Source organism: Methylobacterium sp. 391_Methyba4, from assembly GCF_029691625.1.
GTDB lineage: Bacteria > Pseudomonadota > Alphaproteobacteria > Rhizobiales > Beijerinckiaceae > Methylobacterium > Methylobacterium fujisawaense.
The window spans coordinates 1,589,860-1,607,804 of record NZ_CP121475.1; the positions used below are offsets into that span (position 1 = coordinate 1,589,860).

Sequence of the window (17,945 nt, forward strand, 5' to 3'; positions counted from 1 at the left end):
TGAAGCGTGCCCGAGTACGACATCAAGATCGTCGCTCCGCGAGATCGGAAGGCCGCGGACGCCGAGCGCGAGACGCCGCCCAAGCGCCGGCTCGACTGGGACCGCGCCATGCGTGAGGCGGCCGAGGCGGAGCTCTCGATTCAGTCCCACGACTGAACCCGCCGCGCGGCGACGCGCGCCCTGGTCCCCCACACGTGTTGCCGTCTCCTAGCCCGTCAGCGCGGTCTCGCGCAGGAAGGCGAGCAGGTCGTCCGACCGGAAGTGATGCACGGCGAGCCCCGCCGCCCGGCCGGCGGCGAGATCGGTTTGCTGATCGCCGACCAGGAAGCTGCGCGCGCGGTCGATGTCCCAGTGGTCCATCAGGTCGAGGATCATGCCGGGTTCGGGCTTCCGCCAGCCGTGGACCGCCCTGTAGGCCTCCACCGTCCCGTCCGGATGATAGGGGCAGTACCGGAGATCATCGATATGCGCGCCCGCCGCGCGCAGGTCGTCCCGCATCCAGGCCGTCAGACGGGCGACATCGGCCTCGGTGTAGAAGCCGCGGGCGACCCCCGCTTGGTTCGTGACGACGAACACGAAGAAGCCGGCGTCGTTCAGCGCGCGGACCGCATCACGGGCGCCCTCCATCCAGTGGAACCGGTCCACGGAACCGACATAGCCGTGGTCGTGATTGAGGACCCCGTCCCGGTCGAGGAAGGCGGCCGGTCTCGTGCGGCGGGCCGGGATCTCCACCTGAGCGCGGTCGTAGCTCTCGGGCACGCCGATATCGAGAAAGTAACCGTCGTAGGCCTCGCCCACGACGCGGCCATCGGCGACCAAAGCGGGCAGGACGTCCCGTTCCAGCGAGCAGGCCGGCGGGAAGCCCTTCAAGGCGTCGCGGCGCACCAGATAGACGCCGGCATTGACGAGACCGGGGCCCGGCTCGGGCGGCCGCTCGAGGAAGGCGGTGATCCGCACGCCGTCGAGGAGCGCGACGCCGTAGCGTGCCGCGTCCGGCACCCGGCGGAGCGACAGGACCATCGCCGCCTCCGGATGACGCGCCGCCAGGGCGGGCAGGGCCAGCAGGTTCACGTCGAACCACGAGTCGCCGTTCAGCAGGAGGAAGGTCTCGTCCGCCTCGGGGAGGGCGTGCACGACGGCGCCGCCGGTCCCGGCCTGCTCCGGCTCGATCGAGACCCGCAGCGTCATGCCGAAGCGTCGCGCGACCGCGTTGTCGGCGGCGTAGGCGCGGATCTTCTCGCTGTGGAAGGAGGCCAGCAGCACGATGTCGGTGAAGCCGTGGCGGCCGAGCTCGAACAGCAGGACGTCCAGGAACGGCTCGCCCGCCACGGGCAGCAGCGGCTTGGGCATCGCAGACGTCAGCGCGCCCAGGCGGGTGCCGAATCCGCCGCACAGGATCATGGCCTGCCGGACGGGGCTGCCGGCGCCTCTCGGTCTCTCGGTCACGGGCCGCCCTTCACGCCGCCGTCCCGCGGGGGAACAGGCTTTCCTCGACGAGGCCGCACACGATGTGCGCGGCGGTGATGTGGACCTGCTGGATCAGGGGCGTCGCGTCCGACGGCGCGTACAGGCACAGATCCGCCCGCTCCGGCATCGCTCCGCCCGTCGCGCCCGTGAACGCGACGACCCGCACGCCCAGCGCCCGCGCCGCATCCATCGCCTTCAGCACGCTCGGCGAGCGCCCGGAGGTGGAGAGGGCGAGCAGGACGTCGCCCGGCCGCCCGAGGGCGAGCACCTGCCGCGCGAACACGTGCTCGTACCCGTAATCGTTGCCGATCGCGGTGATCACCGAGGTGTCCGTGGTCAGCGCCAGGGCTGCGGCGGGCGCCCGATCGTAATTGAGCCGCGAGACGAACTCGCCCGCGATGTGCTGCGCGTCGCCGGCGCTCCCGCCATTGCCGATCGTCAGGAGCTTGCCGCCGCCGCGCAGGGATGCGGTCACCACGTCGGCGATCTCGGCGAGGGTCGCCTGGAAGCGGGAATCGTCGAGGGCCGCCTGGAAGGTGTCGCGGGTCTGCGTGAGGAAATCGACGATCGCGCTCATGAGCACCTCGGTCCGTGACCGCGCCGGCCGACCTGTCGGGCCGTCCGGCGGGGTGATCGCTGCTGGGCTGGAGCCGTCCGGATCAGACGTTGGCGAACCGCGAATTGCGGATCATCCGGAAGCCCTTGATCAGCTCCTTGATCCCCCGGTCGAGGTCGAAGTCGGGGAACCAGCCGGTCGCCTCCAGCTTCGCATTGGACACGATGTAGTCGCGCTTGTCCGGATCCTCGCCGATCGGGGCCTCGACATAGACGAAATTCGGCACGTGCGCCTTGATGCGCGCGCAGAGTTCCAGCTTCGACAGGTTGGCGCTCGACAGGCCGAGATTGTACGCCTCGCCACGCATCCGGTCGTAATTGTCGATCGCGTGGATGAAGCCTTTGGCCACGTCGCGGATGTGGATGTAGTTGCGCTTGAAGTGGCCCTCGAAGACCAGGAGCGCCCGGTCGGTCACGGCCCGGTGGGTGAAATCGTTGACGAGGAGGTCGAGGCGCATGCGCGGCGCCATGCCGAACACCGTCGCGAGCCGCAGGCTGACGCCGCGCCCGCTGTCGAGCACGGCCGTCTCGGCCTCGACCTTGGTGGTGCCGTAGAGCGAGATCGGCCGCAGGGGTGATTCCTCGGTGCAGAACTTGCCGGCCTCGCCGACGCCGTAGCCCGAATTGGTCGTCGGGTAGACGATCCTCTGCTCCCCGCCCGCGCGCTGGACCAGGGCGATCACGGCATCGCGGTTCAGGGTCGTGGCGCCGATCGCGTCCTCCTTGCACAGGGGTGCGCCGACCAGGGCCGCGAGGGGGATGAGCACGTCGTGCTTCGGGATCAGGTCGTCGAGGATGCGCGTATCGCGGGCGTCGCCCTTGATCGGCTTGAACGTATCGTACTGGCAGGCCGAGGACAGGTCCGGCCCTCCGGACTTGAACGTGTCGAGAACCGTGACGTGATGCCCGCGCTCCAGGAGCATCGGCACCAGGATCGTCCCGATATAGCCGGCGCCGCCGGTGATCAGAATTCGCATCGTTGCCTCTCGTCGCGATGAGCCGTCGGGCCGCCTGCGGCCGGGCTGGAATGATGGGCGGGCGCCGCTCAGCGGGTCTGGCGATAGATCAGAGTCGACCCGTCGACATCGATGCCGATCGGAACGACGGATAGCGGCGCCACCCGTTCGGTCAGAGCCGGAAGCCGGTCCGGATCGATGAGGGCGAGGAAGAAGCCGCCCCCGCCCGCGCCGCACAGCTTCGCCCCGTAGGCCCCCGACGCGATGATCGCCTCGAACAGATCGTCGAGCACCGCATTCGAGACCTCACGCGACAGGGTCCGCTTGATGCGCCACGAGGCGGAGAGCATCTCGCCGAGCTGCGTGAGCCAGCCGCTCGTCCCCGCCTCCAGCAGCGAGACGCATTCCTCCACGAGGCGGTAGAGTTCGGATAATTCCTTGTCGATCGCGCGCGCGCGCGTCACGGCGATCTGGGCGGCGACCGTGGTCGTCGCGCGCCGCGCGATGCCTGTATGGACCAGCACCATCGACGCGTTGAGCTGCTGTGTGGCCGCAGAACTCATCTGAACGGGGGATATGCGGATCGCGGAACCGCTGAAATCAAATCGGTTGATCCCGCCGAAGGCTGCGTGGAGCTGATCCTGGACACCAACGTTCTCGCGCAGGATTTCACGTTCGACTTCGATTGCCTTCTTCGACAATTCGATCTTCGTAGGCTTTTGATTCAATATCGCGTAGATCGTACGCAAGAAGCCAACTGTGAAAGCCGAAGAAGAGCCCAATCCGCTGCCCGCCGCAGGCAAATCGGAGATGATGCTCATATCAAGCCTGCGAGTCACGTCGAAATGCTTAAGCACCTCCCGAACGACCGGATGTTCGATTTCATAAATAGTGTTGCAATGCTCAACGCGGGAATAACTTAATCTATAATTGTAATCTTGACAGCCAATCAAATCGAGCGCTGCGATGATGATGTATTTATCAATCGCTGCGCCGACGACTGCGCCGGGCGCGCGCTCGAAGTACTCCGGATAATCGGTGCCGCCGCCGAACAAGCTAATACGCAGCGGTGTTCGCGTGACTGTCAGCATAGAAATTTTTCCAATTTTATATCCTCAGAACTTGTTCGATTTAAGTAGCTTCGATCTATAATTTCGGTTCGATTGCTAGAGCGATGCACGTGCACAGCCATGTCACCATGGAAATGACCGGCACCGAATGACTTCTCCTCGAAAATTCGATGATCATCGTCAATATTCGAAGCATCGGCAGAAGTAATTGCATCATTATAATTGTTCTGATTTGACATGATTTCATCAATACGTTGGGCAACAAAGCTGAACTGATTTGAAATGCCTTTCTTTGGCCGCGTCAGATCGACAGCACCGGACCACTGCTCTTCAATTGGCAGCATGGACCGATTCCGGCCCTTCGGTGAACAAGTCGCGACGTCACCGTTCACGCGGCTCGCTCGCGAGGAGTCTGAGAAAGACCTGAGCGCAACCGATGCCACAGCTTTAACTACATCGGCCTCACTGACGACTACGACACGGTCCGACACGGCAATCTTTAGCCTGACCGCATCCGAAAAATCAGCATCCTGTGCGCACATGCCGGCCACGGCCACGAGTTTGAAGACAAATTTTCCGTAGGTCACATGCCTCCTTTATGGTTAAGGGATTGTAAACTCTGCAGATCCGTTCATCGCACCGCCCCAGAGGCGCTCCGCCGAGCCGCCAACATGACTCCTCTGCTGTTGCACGGCAGATTTAAATGAACATATTAGATAGACAATTAAATATGCCGGCATCTTAAATTTGTGCTAGCCGCACACCATTTACGACATCATTTTTTAAAATAAATCTACTGAGCAACAATTCGATCTTGCGGTCTGTATAAGATTAAAAATGCTGGATTTGGCACAGGCTTGCCGCAGATCGCACTGATTCGACTGCATCGAATCAAATTCCGCCCCCGCATCTTAATTTTTAGATACGCTAACAGGAAAGGCTTTTAGATGTTAATTTACGGATCGTCGTCGGGATGCGGCGTGCTGGACGATCACAACTCATGCATGGCGATCCGCAGGTCTGCGCCGCCACTTCGCTGGTAGAGAGCGCTGATGCTCGTCATCCCTATCCAGCACACACAACCCCAGCCGCGTGCCGAGATCTCCCGCTCGCACGAGAGCTCCGGCACGCTGGCCTCACGCTACGGTGTGTCCATTGAGACCCGTCTAGCTATTGTCGAACGGCAAGAGATTCGCGCGCCGTCACGAAAGCTTCAACTAATCGCATCAGCCGCCTCACGGAGCCGCCACGCCATGACCGTCGAAGTAATGTTATCGCCTCTCCGTCCAGTGGCGCAACGAAGGCGGGATTGAGCCCGCGATCCTCCGCAATCCTGGCCACGATCGGTCCGAGCAATGCCTCCAGATCCGCGTGGCGCGGTGCCGGCATCTCCAGCACGCGCAGGCGATCAAGCAACGGAGCGGGCAGGTTGCCCACCTCGTTGGCCGTGCCCAGCCACGAGACACGGCTGATGTCGGTCTCCGTCTGAAAACAAGGATCTTGGTAGGCCCGGGCGGTCTCCGGCTCGAGCATCGGAAGCAAGGCATCCCAAAGCCTACCGTGATCTGCGCGCGTTGCGGCCTTCTCCAACTCGTCGATCAGCATCAGCGGATTGGCGGTGCCAGACCGAGCCACCGCCATGATCGGATGCGCGGGCTCCGACGTTGCCCAACGACGATCAAGGCCACCCAGCGATGCGCCCGCGTCCCGAGTCGCATCGACTCGCCACAGCCCCAATCCAAGATGATGGGCGATCCTCGCGACAAAGCGGCTCTTGCCGGCTCCCGGCGGGCCGATCAGCAGGGTCGGTCGGAACGTGGCGTGCTCACGTCCGATCAGATCGGCAAGAAGCCTGTCGATCATGGCCTGCGCGTAAGGAAACTCGAAGGTCAACCGAGCGCGCACAGCCGCGAGATCCGGCACCTCGACGAGCGGGAGCGGCTTACCGATGATGTGCTCATAGCCGCGCGCGATGGACTTGCCGCGGTCGCTCCCGGTCTCCTGGATCGTTGGAACGACGAGAACGTGCCCCTTGGGCACTTCGGCGTGTGGGACATCTGCGTCCGGTATCTGTGCCGTCGTCTCGACGGTCGCCGCCTTCTCGCGCCGGCGCGCCTCGTTTTGGGCGAGGCGAGCCTCGATCATCTTCCACCTGCACCGCTCCCGCGTCGCCGCGTTGTCTGCAACCGGCCGTGTCAAGACCTCCCCAACGGGTACGAGCGCGTGGACGAGTGCCACATCGCCGGCGAAGGCGTCATCGACGCCACAGGCCAGGGCGGCAGCCGCAGCGATGGCGCTGCTCGTCTTCTCGGAAAACGTCAGAAGCGCATCCTTGAGCGCGTCGTGCCAAGCTGCCTGCAGGGCGACAGCGAGATCGGTCGCCCCGGTTACATCCGTATCGGCGCCCGGTTCGGCAACGCGTCCGAGAGCGAGGCGCGTCTGCGCCTCGGCCAGGGCTGCGAACCCTTTCCGGAGGTCGAGAACCGCTTCGCGTTCCTGCCAAAGGGGCTGGGCCAAGCGCGCGGCAGCTCTGCGATCATCGCCAGCGCAGGAAAGCAGCGTCGCGACATCGGCCAACGCCCGCGCCACCGGCTGATCGCGCTCCACGGCCAACACGTCGAGGAACCGGATCAGGGCGGATCGTCGGGCGATCCATCGACGGTCACGCCATAAAAGACCGTCCGAAGAAGTCCTTGCCGCGATCCAGGCCGAGACCAGGGCCTCGGCATCCGGGGCGAGGGTGGTGATCTCCAGGGCGATCTCGGAACAGGCAGAATCCACGCGCAGATCCTGTGCAAGGCAGGCTCGCAGGCGGCGCGGAAGCATCGGTTCGAGCAGGCGACGTGCCGCTTCAGGGTCGATCTGCAAGGCAGGCGGGGTCGAAGAGAATGCCATCGGATTCCTCCCTCTCAGCGGGCGACGCCGACGCGGTCGGAACCGCGGCGCGCAACGGAGCACCAAGCGTGGGCGAGGCAGAGCACCTTGAGATCAGCCCGGCGTCGAGCGCGCCGCCCGAGCACGTGCACGAGCAGGTCGATGCAGGAGCCGTCACCCCGCGCTGCGCACAGGCAGAGCGCCGACATCGCCGGATCGAGGCGCCCAGGAAAGGCGATGGCCTCGGCGAGGACGCCGAGGGCGATGTGGATCGCAGCCGCCGGATCGCCCCGGCAAGCCGCGGACCAGTCGGGGGACGGCAGGGGCTGCGCGGCCTTCAGGGCAGCGGCCAAGCGGCACTGCGCCGGCATATCGAGCGCCTGAGGGGCGAGGACGCGCCACCAGGACAGCGGCAGCGAGAGGCTGGCCGCGTCAGTTGTGCCGGAGGGGTGGGCATCGGGGTCACGAGCGAGTGTCATTGAGACAGACCTGGAGAGCACGCCGGCGCGCAGGCGCGCGGTGCGGGATTGATGGAGAGCGAGATGGACGCATCAGGTCGCGGTCGCGACCCGATGCCAGCGTGGTGCGATCAGGGCGCGAACGGCCCGGGCGAGTGCGGGTGTTTGACGTTTTCAGGAACGGCGAGGCTCGCCAACGCCATCGTCAGAAGGTCCGGCACAGCCGCGCGCAATCGGGCTTGAAGCGCCGCGGTCACAGTCTCGAGAGCCGACGAGACCGGGGTCGCGAACAGCTGATCTATGGCCGGTCCGCTCACCGTAAGGTCATCGCAGTATCCCGCCCTTCCATAGACGTCGATCAGCACCGCGCGAGTCTGAGCGACCTCGTAGCCGAGTGAGGCCAAAAATGAGCGACCCTGGACCTGCGCGCACCGCAGCACCCATTCGACTTGGTGTATTTTCCTAGCCTCATTTTTTCCGGAGCCTCTCTTGACCTCAGCGATGATGGCTCGGCTCTCTCTCCGGTCGACGACGATTAGGTCGAGGAATACCGACTGCGCGACCGCGCCAGCGAGTTCGATCGAGGTCTGGCTGAGCTGGGCGACGCTGCTGGCGCGGACGAGTTCCTGGGTCGGCACGGTGATCGGCATCGCGACGTTGCGCAGCACGATGTAGCGCCCGCTTCGCTCGAGGACGTCAGTGATGGCCGCCTCGATCAGAGACCCATGCCGCTTGACCATGGAGGCCAGCACGGAGCCGAGCTGCGACAAGCCTGGTCCGAGCAGGGGATCGGGCACGAAGGTCGCCCGGAACGCGCCGTCGAGCGCTGCCTCGGCCGCGGCCATCAGTTCGGGTGCGCAGATCTGTGGGATCGGGGGCTGGACGTGGCCGTAGCCGACGGCGGCGGCGCTCCCGAGCGGGACGGTGATCCGGCTGGTCGGCCCGGAGCTAGGCTGCCCACGTGCAGATAACCGCTGTCGGCCGCCGCGCTGGGCGGCGGGGTGGGGGACGACGATGGTCATGGATGGTTTCCGTCCAGGCGACACCAAACCGCGCGCCCTTCGCCGAACGGCGGCAGGGCGGCGAACGGGCTCGTTTCCGCGGCCTCAGGCCTGCGGCGACGAGGGCGTCAGGATCGCGGGATTGCGAGGGGACGCTGAGGCACGGCCTATCGCGTGCCAGCGCACCTTCAGGCGATCAGGCGGGTTGCCGGGACGGGCGGTGGGACTGCCCGGAATTCATGCATCGGGCCAGTTTCGTCGGCGTGATTACGCCGGTAGTGAAGGTCTCAGCCATGGTCGGTATCTCCTTGCGATACGGATCGTGGTCAGGCCGGCGCTTGGTGCTGCTAACACCGGTGCCGGCCGCCCTCTGCTAAAGAGCGGCGCGGCATGTGCGGGTGGTCTGCCGAGGACGAACGTGGCGCGGATCGGCGTCTTTGAGAAGACCACAACGGCGACGATATAATCTCAAGGACGCCCTTCCTGTCGCGATCGTTAACGGAAGCTTGGCGCCCTTTTCCTTGTTGCAGGTGAGCGCTTCACATCGCATGATCGCCTAACGGCCGGGTGGAAGGTTGTCGCCAGCAAAGTCTTGCACACTGCGCCGATCTCACGGATCCGCACAGATCAACGTGGCGACATTTGCCTGTGTGACCACGTCAGAGACACAGCGGATTTCATGCTGTATCGCCGCAGGATCAGTGTGAGCGGGTATGTGGCGGACCTCTAAGTACAACCGCATTGAGGAAATGCACGTGTTTCGGTCAGGGCAGAGCGGCTACGTGCCCATCGGCCTCTTGATCTTCGAGGGTAGCTCAAGGCGCATCGGTCGGTTTGCCTATAGCTCCGACTATCTAGCTGCAGAGGGACGTAGGCCACTCGACCCCATTGGCCTGCCGCTCGCAACCAAGTGGCGGCCAGCGGCTCCGGGAGAGGTTCATCTGGCCTTTCACGATGCAGGCCCTGACGGCTGGGGAAAAGGAATTCTGTCGCAGGTATTCCCAGAACTGTAACTCGGCATGCCGGAATTTCTGGCTCTGGGCGGGCTGTCGCGCACGGGCGACCTGGCCTTTGGCTCAACGCCCGAGGCTCCCGAGAGGTGGACACCCAGAGCGGACGCGGCGCCTGGGTTCGTTCAAAGCGAGGACGTTCTCGAAGAGGTGCTCATCGCAGCAGAAAATTATGAAGGAGGCGAAGCGTCGGCGGACCAACTCGCTCAGCTATTCATTCACAGCTCGGACATTGGAGGAGCTCGACCGAAGGCGCGTATTCGGGTTTCAGACAAGGAATGGATAGCCAAATTTTCCACGTGGGATGACAGGTTCGACAATCCCAGGGCTGAAGCGGTTTGTCTGGATTTTGCTGAGGCCGCAGGACTTCGAGTCCCTGACCGCGAACTGCGTGTCGTTAGCGGTCGGTCGGTTCTCTTGATATCGCGTTTCGACCGGTCCTCGGATGGGGCTCGTTTGTCTTACCTCAGCGCCGGCACTTTGCTGAGTGAACCTGCCCATGGATATGCCACAAGCAAGACCTATTCGGACATCGCATCAGCCGCGCGCCGGATCGGTGTTCAGGATCCAGAGCGCGAGATGTTCCGCAGGCTCCTGGTTAATGCCTATCTACGGAACACCGATGATCATTTGCGCAACCACGCCTTCATCCACGATGGGGCCGGCTGGCGGCTCTCACCGGTATTCGATGTTGTACCGCATCCTTCGGGCACCAAACATGTCTGCGCCCCAGCTCCCGGTATCAGTCGAGAGTGCAACCCGAGCATCGCATTCGCGAGCTACGCCAAATTTGGCCTCTCCACTGCCGAAGCCACATCGATTCTCGTTGAAATTCATGAAGCGACCTCACGCATCCCGGATTTTTTCGACGCCCGAGGCGTATCTCGACGGGACCGGGAAATGCTCTTGGCATGCTTCGGCTTGCTGCCCAGACCTATCACGTCTTAGCACTACCTGGGCACTTTGAGGTCAGACGGCAGCCGGAAGCGGCGGCGACAGTGCGGGCATCGCACCGGTGGGATGAGGCCGACGAACAGGCGGCCGATGATGGCCTGCCGCACGGCGGGCAGGCTCGGAGACGGTGGCGGTCCCGGTAGGCCAGCCACCTTTTTTTCCCCCATCCGTCCGGTCGGGCCCAGCCAGGCGCAGGTGCTGCAGGTAGGCGCAGGCGATGCACGTCATCAGCGCGTGCCGGTGCAGGCCAGTCCAGGAGCGGCCCTCGAAGTGGTCGAGGCCCAGTTCCTCCTTCAACTGCTGGTGGCCCTGCTCGCACACCCAGCGCGCCTTGATTGTGCCGGCCAGGGCGCGCCGGGTCGTGCGGGGCGGCAGGTTCGAGAGGTAGTACTTGCGCTCGCCCGAGGCGCGCCACTCGCCCACCAACCAGACCTCGGCGCCCGGCAGATGGCGGTTGTTGCCCCAGATCGGACCGTCGCCCACCCGCACGCGGGTCATGGCAAACCGGGCCGCGAGCGCGCCCTTCGTGCCCTGCCGCCACGCCACGCGCCGCCACGGCAGCGCAGCGAGAACCGCCTCGGCCTCCTGCGGCTCCTGATCCGGCACGGGTCTGCGCGCCCTCCCGCCCGGCTCCACCAGCCGCACGTCGGGATCGTAGACCTTCTGGTTCTTGGCGATCCCCACCGCCCAGGTCAGCCCGCGCGCGTCGAGGCCATGCCGAAACACGGCGCTACAGCCGTAGCCGGCATCGGCCAGTACCACACCGAAGCGGACGCCTTCGGCCTGCAGGCGGTCGAGTTCGGCAAGCGCGATCTCGCCCTTGCTTTGCGGCACCACCGCCGCCTCGGGCACACCTGCCCGCTGACACCGCTTCGGGTTGGCGACCCACTCCTCCGGCAGGAACAGGTGCAGGCAAACCGGGACGGGCACCTCGCCCCGCGCCAGGGTGAGGGAGACGAGCGACTGGCAGTTGGCCTTCTTGCCGAGGTGCCCGCAGTACTGGCGCGCCACGCCCACCGAGCGCGTGCCCTTCTTCGGCAGCGCCGTATCGTCGATCACCAGGCAGGCGTCGGATCCGCCGACCAGCCGGTCCGCGGTACGGGTGAGTTCCGCCCAGAGCGGGCCGTCGTCCCAGGCCGGGCTGGCGATGAAGTGCTGCAGTTGGTCGTGACCTGGCAGCCCGAGACGGGCGGCCATCGGCTGCAGGCTCTTGCGATCCCCGGGGCCGAGCAGGCCGCGCAGGTACAGCGGAGCCCAGGTCCGCCGCGTCTTGCGCCCCATCGCCGCCAGGAAAGGCACCAGCCACGCATCGAGATCCTGCCCCGACGGTCTCTCGGCCATGTCCGTCTCCCGCAGTGCCGCCGCTGCAGGATCAGAACGCCCAACGCCCTCCAAAGTGCCCAGGTAGTGTTAGAGCCCGTCCGGTAAGTGTCTGAGGCGGGGTTGAGTGGCCGGGATGGCGATGATTCCAGGAGGGTGCTGAAGCCTGACCTGGAAGCGCCATGTGGACCCCGACCACCCGGCGGCAGCATAGCCGCGTGGGCCTTCGCTATGAAACCGACCTTACCGACGCCGAGTGGGCGGTGATCGAGCCACTGATGCCGAGGCCAGCGCCCTGTGGCCGGCCTCCGCTCTGGACGACACGGGAGGTCCTGAACGCCATCTTCTACGTTCTGAGGGGTGGGATCTCCTGGCGGTTGATACCCAAGGATCTACCGCCGCGCTCGACCACGTTCGGCTACTTCAGCCGCTGGCGCGACACAGGGCTGTTTGGCCGGATCAACCACCACCTGGTCATGGCCGATCGCGAGCGTGTCGGACGGGAAGCCTCACCGTCTGCCGCGGTCCTCGACAGCCAAAGCATCAATACGACGGAGAGCGGCGGCCCGCGCGGCTACGATGCCGGCAAGAGGGTCAAGGGGCGCAAGCGCCAAGCGCTGGTCGACATGGACGGGCGCGCGCTCGTCCTCGATCCTCAGCCTGCCGACGTACAGGACCGCGACGGAGCCGTGCCGATGCTGCGCCTGTCGCGTCGGACCTTCCCGTTCATCGCCAAAGCCTTCGCCGATGCAGGCTATGCCGGCAACAGACCGGCGACCGCCACGATCATCACGGTCGAGATCGTGCGCAAGCCGCCCCATCAAGTCGGCTTTGCCGTGCATCCACGCCGCTGGGTGGTCGAACGGTTCTTCGCCTGGATCAGCCGCAATCGCCGCCTCTGGAAGGACCCAGAGGCGACTATCGCCTCGGCCAGAGCATTCCTCTACGCGGCAGCCGTCATGATCCTCGTCAGGCGACTGGCCCGCTCAGCCTGACTTCTCGGACGGACTCTTAGCGAATCTCCGCATCAGCGAATTAGTGCCACCGCTTTATAATTGGTCTCATTCGACGGAACGCCTGTACCTTTATAGGTAAAATATTTCGGTCAAATAAACATACCGAAAATCGTTAGAGGCCGATTTATATCTCCGGCAAAAATTAAGTACCCAACAATTATGTCAGTTTTAAACTCGCCTGAATCTGCCTGCGAAGCGACATGTCGTGTTTTCGAACCACATTCATAGATAGGATTTTTCTACCACAACTTTAAATCTCAGCCGATCGGATCGAGTAATAACAATTTTGAGGGTCCGCAATCTTTCAATCAGGCGGCCCGCACGCCGGGCCCATCCCGCCCATGCGCCTGATCCATGATCTCGCCGATCCGCTCGCCGACGGCGACGGCGATCTCGACCGAGGCCGCCCCTTCCGAACCCTGCCGGCAGATCCGGGTGAGGACGTCGGTCACGCGCTGCTCCATGACCCCGAGGATCGCCGCGGCCGCCTGCGGCTGCGCGCCGCGCAGCACGGCGGCGAGGTCGCAATAGGCGTCCTGAAGAAGTCGGAGCGTGAGCCGCTCGACCGCTTGTTCATCCTCCGCCGACAAGGCTTGCATCAGACCCCACTCCCGACAGCGCCGCCAGCCTTGCCCCGACATCTTAACAAGCCGTGAAGGACGCCGCGGGACCGCAAGATTCGGCTAACCCTGCCGCAGGGCCGGGGGACGCCCGCTCACGCGCGACGCGGATTCCGGGCAGCCGAGGCGGCGCAGCGCGATCCGCGGCCGGGCGGAGGGAACTTGGCGGGCCCTCGGCGGGTCGACCCCGCAAGATCCGTCAGCGCGAGAGCCTCCCCATGCGCCTCCTCATCATCACGAGCCTCTGTCTGGCCGCCATCGCCGCGACACCGGCATCGGCCCAGGTTCAGCAGACCAATCCCAACGCCGCCAACCGATCCATGGAAACCGGCGGCCAGCTGCGCGCCCTGCGGCAGGAGCAGACGACCCAGAGCAACACGCTGCGGATGGACATCCAGCGCAACCAGGCCGCGACGCCCGCCCCGAATACCGGACCGAACGCGATCGGCCCGACCGGCGGCACGGGCGTGATCGGCCGCTAGGACCGGGACGGTGCTGGCCGGAACCGGTCCACGCTCCCTACACGTCCGGCAGGCGCCGCCCCTTCACGACCACCCGCGGCCACCGGTCCAGCCCGATCGGCATCAGCACGGCGATCCCGGGCGGCACCGCGGCGTCGCCGAGCAGGCTTTCGAGGGAGACCCGGCAGGCTTCCTCGAGCTCGCCCCGCGTGCGTGCGCCGGACGTCTTGATGTCGGCGATCAGGAGCGCCGCGATCTCGTGGGCAAAGGCGTCGCCGTCCAACATGCCGGGCTCCTGTTCTACGCGTGATCCCGTAGAGCCTCTCGCACAACGCCCGGAGCGCGGTTGCGGTCGGAGGCGAAGCCGCCGGCGCCCGAGAGTCTTGTGGGAAACCCTTAGCCGTCTCGGGCCCCCGCGAGCAGCCGGACAGAATTACGTATCCCCATACCGATTGCGGATGGTGTCACCGTCCGGTCCCGGGCGGCTATCCCCCGCGAGACGACCGTGCCGGCCCCCTACCCATAAAGGAGAGATAGTCCGCCCCGGACGGCCCGTGCCACGTCGGACCGGCAGATCGCGGCTCGGAAGCCGCTTGCCGATCGGCGGCGCGCTCCTGGGCTCGCGTGACGGGGACCAGGGTCCGGGTGCCGTGGGGACGCAGCCCGCGATGGCGCCAGAGGGATCGAGGACCGGACCGATGATCATCGTCGACGAGCGCTCCGGCCCCTTGAGCCCTGGCGCCGCCCCCGCCCGCATGCGCGCGTCCGCGGAGAGCTCACCCGCCGGACGCCGGGGCGCCGGGCGACTGGCGATCCTGGTGTCGGCGGGCACGATCCTGTTTCTGATCCCGGCCCTCTGGAACGGCCACCCGTTCCTGTTCCCCGACAGCGAGCACTACTTCATCATCGGCCGGAGCATCCTCGGCGGTCTCGCCCGGCTCGGCGGCTCGGCGGCGGCGGCCGGCAGCGGCGGCGCCGTCATGGCCGATCCGGCCGCGAGTTCGGATGCGGCGGGCGGCCTTGCCGCGATCGCGGGCGGGCGCTCCCCGGTCTATGCGCTGCTGCTCTACGTCCTGTCCGCCCTGGCGAGCGTGTGGTGGATCATCGTCCTCCAATCCGTCCTCGTCTCCTGGCTGACCGTGACATTCCTCGATCTCGTCTGGGAGCGGCCCCGGCCCGGTGCGGTCCTGGCCGGTCTGGCGGCCTTGGCGCTGCTCACCTCCGCCGGGGCGTTCAGCGGCTTCCTGATGCCCGACATCTTCGCGGCGACCTTCGTCCTGGCGGCCCTGCTGCTCGTCTTCGACACAGCGGCGTCCCGCGGAAAAACCCTCGCCTATGCGGGCGTTGTCGCCCTCAGCCTGGTGATGCATGCCACGATCGTCCTGCTGGCCGGATCCGCGCTCGTCCTGATCGCGCTGTGCCGGCTCGTCCCCTTCGCAGACCGACATGTCCGCAGGGCGTCGCTGCTCTGGATCGGCGGCGCGCTGATCCTGGGGCTCGCCTTCAATGCGGCCTATCTCCGGCTCGCGGAACGCGTCTCCGGGCATCCGGTCGGAACGCCGCCCTACCTGATGGCGCGCGTCATCGCCGATGGGCCGGGGCGTCTGCTCCTCACCGAGACCTGCACGCCGTCCGATCGCCCCTTCGCGGCCTGCGCCTTCGCAGGCCGGCACTTCGTCGACCACAATGACTTTCTCTGGGGCAGCGGGAGCCCCGGTCCCAACTTCAGCACCGCGCCCGCCGCCCTGCGCACGGCGCTCGGCGCCGAGGAGGGGCGCTTCGTCCGCGCGGCAATCCTGCATCATCCGATCGCGCAGGCGGCGGCCTCGACGCGCAACGCCCTGCGGCAGCTCGTCAGCGTGGACATGACCGAGTTCGTGATCGGGACGCATCTCCTCGTCGACGATGCCGAGTTCAGGACGGCCGCGATCCTGAAGACGATCCCCAAGCTCGACCGGTGCGTCGCGCAACCCGGCGTGTGCCCGCCGGAGGCCGCGCTCGTCCCGACCCTGCAGGGTGCCTTCGGCGTCAACCTCCTGTCCTGCTTGGCCGCGATGGCCGTCACCGCGCTCTACTGGGCTCTGCGGCCCCGGCTCGGGGCCGACACCCGGGCGCGTCTGGATCGCCTCATGCTGATCGGGACCGGGATCTGCCTCCTGCTGCTCGTCAACGCGGTGGCCTGCGGCGCTCTGTCCGGACCGCATGACCGCTACCAAGCGCGCCTGGCGTGGCTCAGCGCGCTGTTCATGGTGGCGCTCGCGGTCCGTGCGGGCGGGCCGGGCGAGCCGCAGCCGGCGCGCAAGCCGGTGTGACGGGCGCTGCGCGCGCCGAGCCGACCCGTCCGCGGCGGGACGGACGGCATGCGCCGGCGGAGACGCGAAGCGGCCGCCTCCGGGGGATGCACGGCGGGCGGTTCCCTCGCGGTCGGGCATTCAGGCGCGGATCGCGCCGCCCGGACCTTCAGACGATATCACCGGGCAACGAACGGGCCCGTCCCGAAGCTGAACCGGCTCCAGCGCCTTCCGGCAGCCGAAGCCGACGGTGCGGATTGGTCCAGCACGGCCGGACCGAGAGGCCGGCTCCGTCCAGGGAGCGATCCGGACACGGCCGTCCGCTACGGCCGGACCCGTCCCGATATCGCGGCGCGGCCTGCGGATCGGAGGCGGCCTGGGCAGCCGCGCCGCCCCGCTAACGAAGCTCGGGGGCGGACGACAAGTCGACCCGGGAGCCGACCCGGGAGAAGACGAGGAGGCGCGCGCCCGCATAGTTCAGGACGAGGGCGACCGCGGAGGCCAGGGCCAGGGCGGCGAGGGGGGCGGAGAACGGCTCGGGAAGCCGGAGGATCGCCAGAGCGAAAACCAGCATGTTGCAGGCGAAGCCGAAGGCCTGCACCAGCAGGTAGCCGGCCAGGGCGCTCAGGACCGGGCGCCCCCGCAGATCGGCGAAGCTGAGGCTCCTGTTGAGCAGGAACGTGACCAGCACCGCCACCGCGAAGGACACCGCCCGGGCGGCGAAGGGCCCGCAGCCGAAGCCGTGGATGCAGAGCGCCATCAGCCCGGCATCGGTGACGAATCCGATCCCGCCGACGAGGCAGAAGCACGCGAAGCGCTCCGCCTCGCTGCGGGATGCCCGGGCCTCAGCGGACATCGAGCTGCCGGGCCACCGAGAGGTAGAGCAGGCGCTTCAGCTCCTGACGGGTGCGGGTCGTCAGGTCGAGGACGATCCCGGTGAAGAAGGTCAGCACGCTGAGGATCACGATGCCGAGGCTCAGGACCGCCGTCGGCAGGCGCGGCACGAGGCCGGTCTCGACGAAGGTGACGATGACGGGCGCGACCAGCACGAGCGCGGCGAGCAGCAGCGCCACGCTGAGCGCGCCGAAGAACTGGAGCGGCCGCTCGTCCTTCATCAGGCGCAGGATCAGGTACAGGATGCGCGCACCGTCCCGGTAGGTGCGCAGCTTGCTGACCGATCCCGCCGGCCGCTCCTGATAGGCCGTCGTGACCTCGGCAGCGGGCATGCGCAGCTCCAGCGCGTGGACCACGAGTTCGGTCTCGGTCTCGAAGCCGCTGGACATCGCCGGGAACGACTTCACGAAGCGGCGCGACATGACCTTGTAGCCCGAGAGCATGTCCCGGAACTCGCGCCCGAACACGCCCTGGACGAGGCCGGTGAGGACGCGGTTCCCGAGGCGGTGGCCCGGCCGGTAGGCCTGCTGCGAGACCTCCGCGCGGGCGCCGTTGACGAAGTCGAGGTCGTCCTTGAGCACGCGTCCGACCAGGAACGGTGCCGCCGCGGCGTCGTAGGTGCCATCCCCGTCGACCAGGATGTAGATGTCGGCCTCGACGTCGCCGAACATCCGCCGGACGACGTTGCCCTTGCCCTGGCGCGGCTCGATCCGGACGATCGCGCCCGCGGCTCGGGCGACCTCGGCGGTCCCGTCGGTGGAGTTGTTGTCGTAGACGTAGATCTGCGCCGTCGGGAGGGCCGCGCGGAAATCGCCGACGACCTGCGCGATCGTCAGGCTCTCGTTGTAGCACGGGACCAGAACGGCCAGGCGGGGCGGGCGCGCGGTTTCGGCGACGAGGCCAAGGACGGACATGGCGGGGCTCCGCGGCCTCTGCCT

At 66.5% G+C, this 17,945-nt stretch carries 18 protein-coding genes; 5 read left to right on the forward strand and 13 right to left on the reverse strand.

The annotated features are described in order from the left end of the window. Window positions 1-6: 6 nt before the first annotated feature. Window positions 7-156: a hypothetical protein gene (locus P9K36_RS07595; protein WP_164706398.1), complete on the forward strand. Its 150-nt coding sequence runs from the start codon at window positions 7-9 to the stop codon at window positions 154-156. A 51-nt stretch (window positions 157-207) separates the two neighbouring features. Here the strand turns inward: P9K36_RS07595 and P9K36_RS07600 are convergent, their stop codons facing one another. The 8 genes from P9K36_RS07600 to P9K36_RS07635 form a co-directional block, all read right to left on the reverse strand. Beyond that, window positions 208-1,446 carry an HAD-IIIA family hydrolase gene (locus tag P9K36_RS07600; protein WP_278306824.1) on the reverse strand — a complete coding sequence of 413 codons (1,239 nt, stop codon included), beginning with the start codon at window positions 1,444-1,446 and terminating at the stop codon, window positions 208-210. A 10-nt stretch (window positions 1,447-1,456) separates the two neighbouring features. Next, window positions 1,457-2,044, reverse strand: coding sequence for an SIS domain-containing protein (locus P9K36_RS07605; protein ID WP_043349796.1), 588 nt, complete (start codon window positions 2,042-2,044; stop codon window positions 1,457-1,459). Window positions 2,045-2,126: 82 nt separating this feature from the next. Beyond that, complete coding sequence (locus P9K36_RS07610) at window positions 2,127-3,059, reverse strand: NAD(P)-dependent oxidoreductase (RefSeq protein WP_278306825.1); 933 nt, start codon at window positions 3,057-3,059, stop codon at window positions 2,127-2,129. A 68-nt stretch (window positions 3,060-3,127) separates the two neighbouring features. Then, the gene (locus P9K36_RS07615) at window positions 3,128-4,129 is read right to left on the reverse strand and encodes a GHMP kinase (protein WP_053610039.1); all 1,002 of its coding nucleotides are present in this window, start codon (window positions 4,127-4,129) and stop codon (window positions 3,128-3,130) included. Then, complete coding sequence (locus tag P9K36_RS07620) at window positions 4,123-4,695, reverse strand: hypothetical protein (RefSeq protein WP_278306826.1); 573 nt, start codon at window positions 4,693-4,695, stop codon at window positions 4,123-4,125. Before P9K36_RS07620 ends, P9K36_RS07615 begins: the two co-directional genes overlap by 7 nt. 583 nt (window positions 4,696-5,278) lie before the next feature. Next, complete coding sequence (locus P9K36_RS07625; protein WP_278306827.1) at window positions 5,279-7,003, reverse strand: AAA family ATPase; 1,725 nt, start codon at window positions 7,001-7,003, stop codon at window positions 5,279-5,281. A gap of 14 nt (window positions 7,004-7,017) precedes the next feature. Beyond that, window positions 7,018-7,461, reverse strand: coding sequence for a hypothetical protein (locus P9K36_RS07630; RefSeq protein ID WP_278306828.1), 444 nt, complete (start codon window positions 7,459-7,461; stop codon window positions 7,018-7,020). A gap of 110 nt (window positions 7,462-7,571) precedes the next feature. Beyond that, a complete protein-coding gene (locus P9K36_RS07635) occupies window positions 7,572-8,462 on the reverse strand; it encodes a hypothetical protein (RefSeq protein WP_278306829.1) in 891 nt (296 codons plus the stop codon). A gap of 998 nt (window positions 8,463-9,460) precedes the next feature. On the opposite strand from P9K36_RS07635, the gene P9K36_RS07640 reads away from it, so the two are divergent. Continuing rightward, window positions 9,461-10,399 (forward strand): HipA domain-containing protein, encoded by a 939-nt coding sequence (locus P9K36_RS07640; RefSeq protein WP_278306830.1) that lies wholly within the window; start codon window positions 9,461-9,463, stop codon window positions 10,397-10,399. A gap of 21 nt (window positions 10,400-10,420) precedes the next feature. Here the strand turns inward: P9K36_RS07640 and P9K36_RS07645 are convergent, their stop codons facing one another. Next, entirely contained in the window at window positions 10,421-11,746 is a 1,326-nt protein-coding gene (locus P9K36_RS07645) for an IS701 family transposase (RefSeq protein ID WP_278306564.1), read from the reverse strand. A gap of 161 nt (window positions 11,747-11,907) precedes the next feature. On the opposite strand from P9K36_RS07645, the gene P9K36_RS07650 reads away from it, so the two are divergent. Then, a complete protein-coding gene (locus P9K36_RS07650; protein WP_278306831.1) occupies window positions 11,908-12,720 on the forward strand; it encodes an IS5 family transposase in 813 nt (270 codons plus the stop codon). A gap of 329 nt (window positions 12,721-13,049) precedes the next feature. On the opposite strand, the gene P9K36_RS07655 is transcribed toward P9K36_RS07650, so the two are convergent. Beyond that, window positions 13,050-13,340 carry a hypothetical protein gene (locus P9K36_RS07655; protein ID WP_043349792.1) on the reverse strand — a complete coding sequence of 97 codons (291 nt, stop codon included), beginning with the start codon at window positions 13,338-13,340 and terminating at the stop codon, window positions 13,050-13,052. A gap of 239 nt (window positions 13,341-13,579) precedes the next feature. Between P9K36_RS07655 and P9K36_RS07660 the strand changes: the two genes are divergently transcribed. After that, on the forward strand, window positions 13,580-13,843 hold the full coding sequence (locus P9K36_RS07660) for a hypothetical protein (protein WP_075379904.1): 264 nt from the start codon (window positions 13,580-13,582) through the stop codon (window positions 13,841-13,843). A gap of 37 nt (window positions 13,844-13,880) precedes the next feature. On the opposite strand, the gene P9K36_RS07665 is transcribed toward P9K36_RS07660, so the two are convergent. Further along, entirely contained in the window at window positions 13,881-14,108 is a 228-nt protein-coding gene (locus tag P9K36_RS07665; RefSeq protein ID WP_043349788.1) for a hypothetical protein, read from the reverse strand. A 412-nt stretch (window positions 14,109-14,520) separates the two neighbouring features. Here P9K36_RS07665 and P9K36_RS07670 point away from each other — a divergent pair, with 412 nt between their 5' ends. Continuing rightward, entirely contained in the window at window positions 14,521-16,134 is a 1,614-nt protein-coding gene (locus tag P9K36_RS07670) for a hypothetical protein (protein WP_278306832.1), read from the forward strand. Between the two features lie 376 nt (window positions 16,135-16,510). Here P9K36_RS07670 and P9K36_RS07675 read toward each other — a convergent pair whose 3' ends face one another. Together P9K36_RS07675 and P9K36_RS07680 are read right to left on the reverse strand one after the other, a co-directional pair. Further along, window positions 16,511-16,969 (reverse strand): GtrA family protein, encoded by a 459-nt coding sequence (locus P9K36_RS07675; protein ID WP_278306833.1) that lies wholly within the window; start codon window positions 16,967-16,969, stop codon window positions 16,511-16,513. Continuing rightward, complete coding sequence (locus P9K36_RS07680; RefSeq protein WP_043349781.1) at window positions 16,959-17,921, reverse strand: glycosyltransferase; 963 nt, start codon at window positions 17,919-17,921, stop codon at window positions 16,959-16,961. The genes P9K36_RS07675 and P9K36_RS07680 overlap by 11 nt, the downstream gene beginning before the upstream one ends. Between the last annotated feature and the right edge of the window lie 24 nt (window positions 17,922-17,945).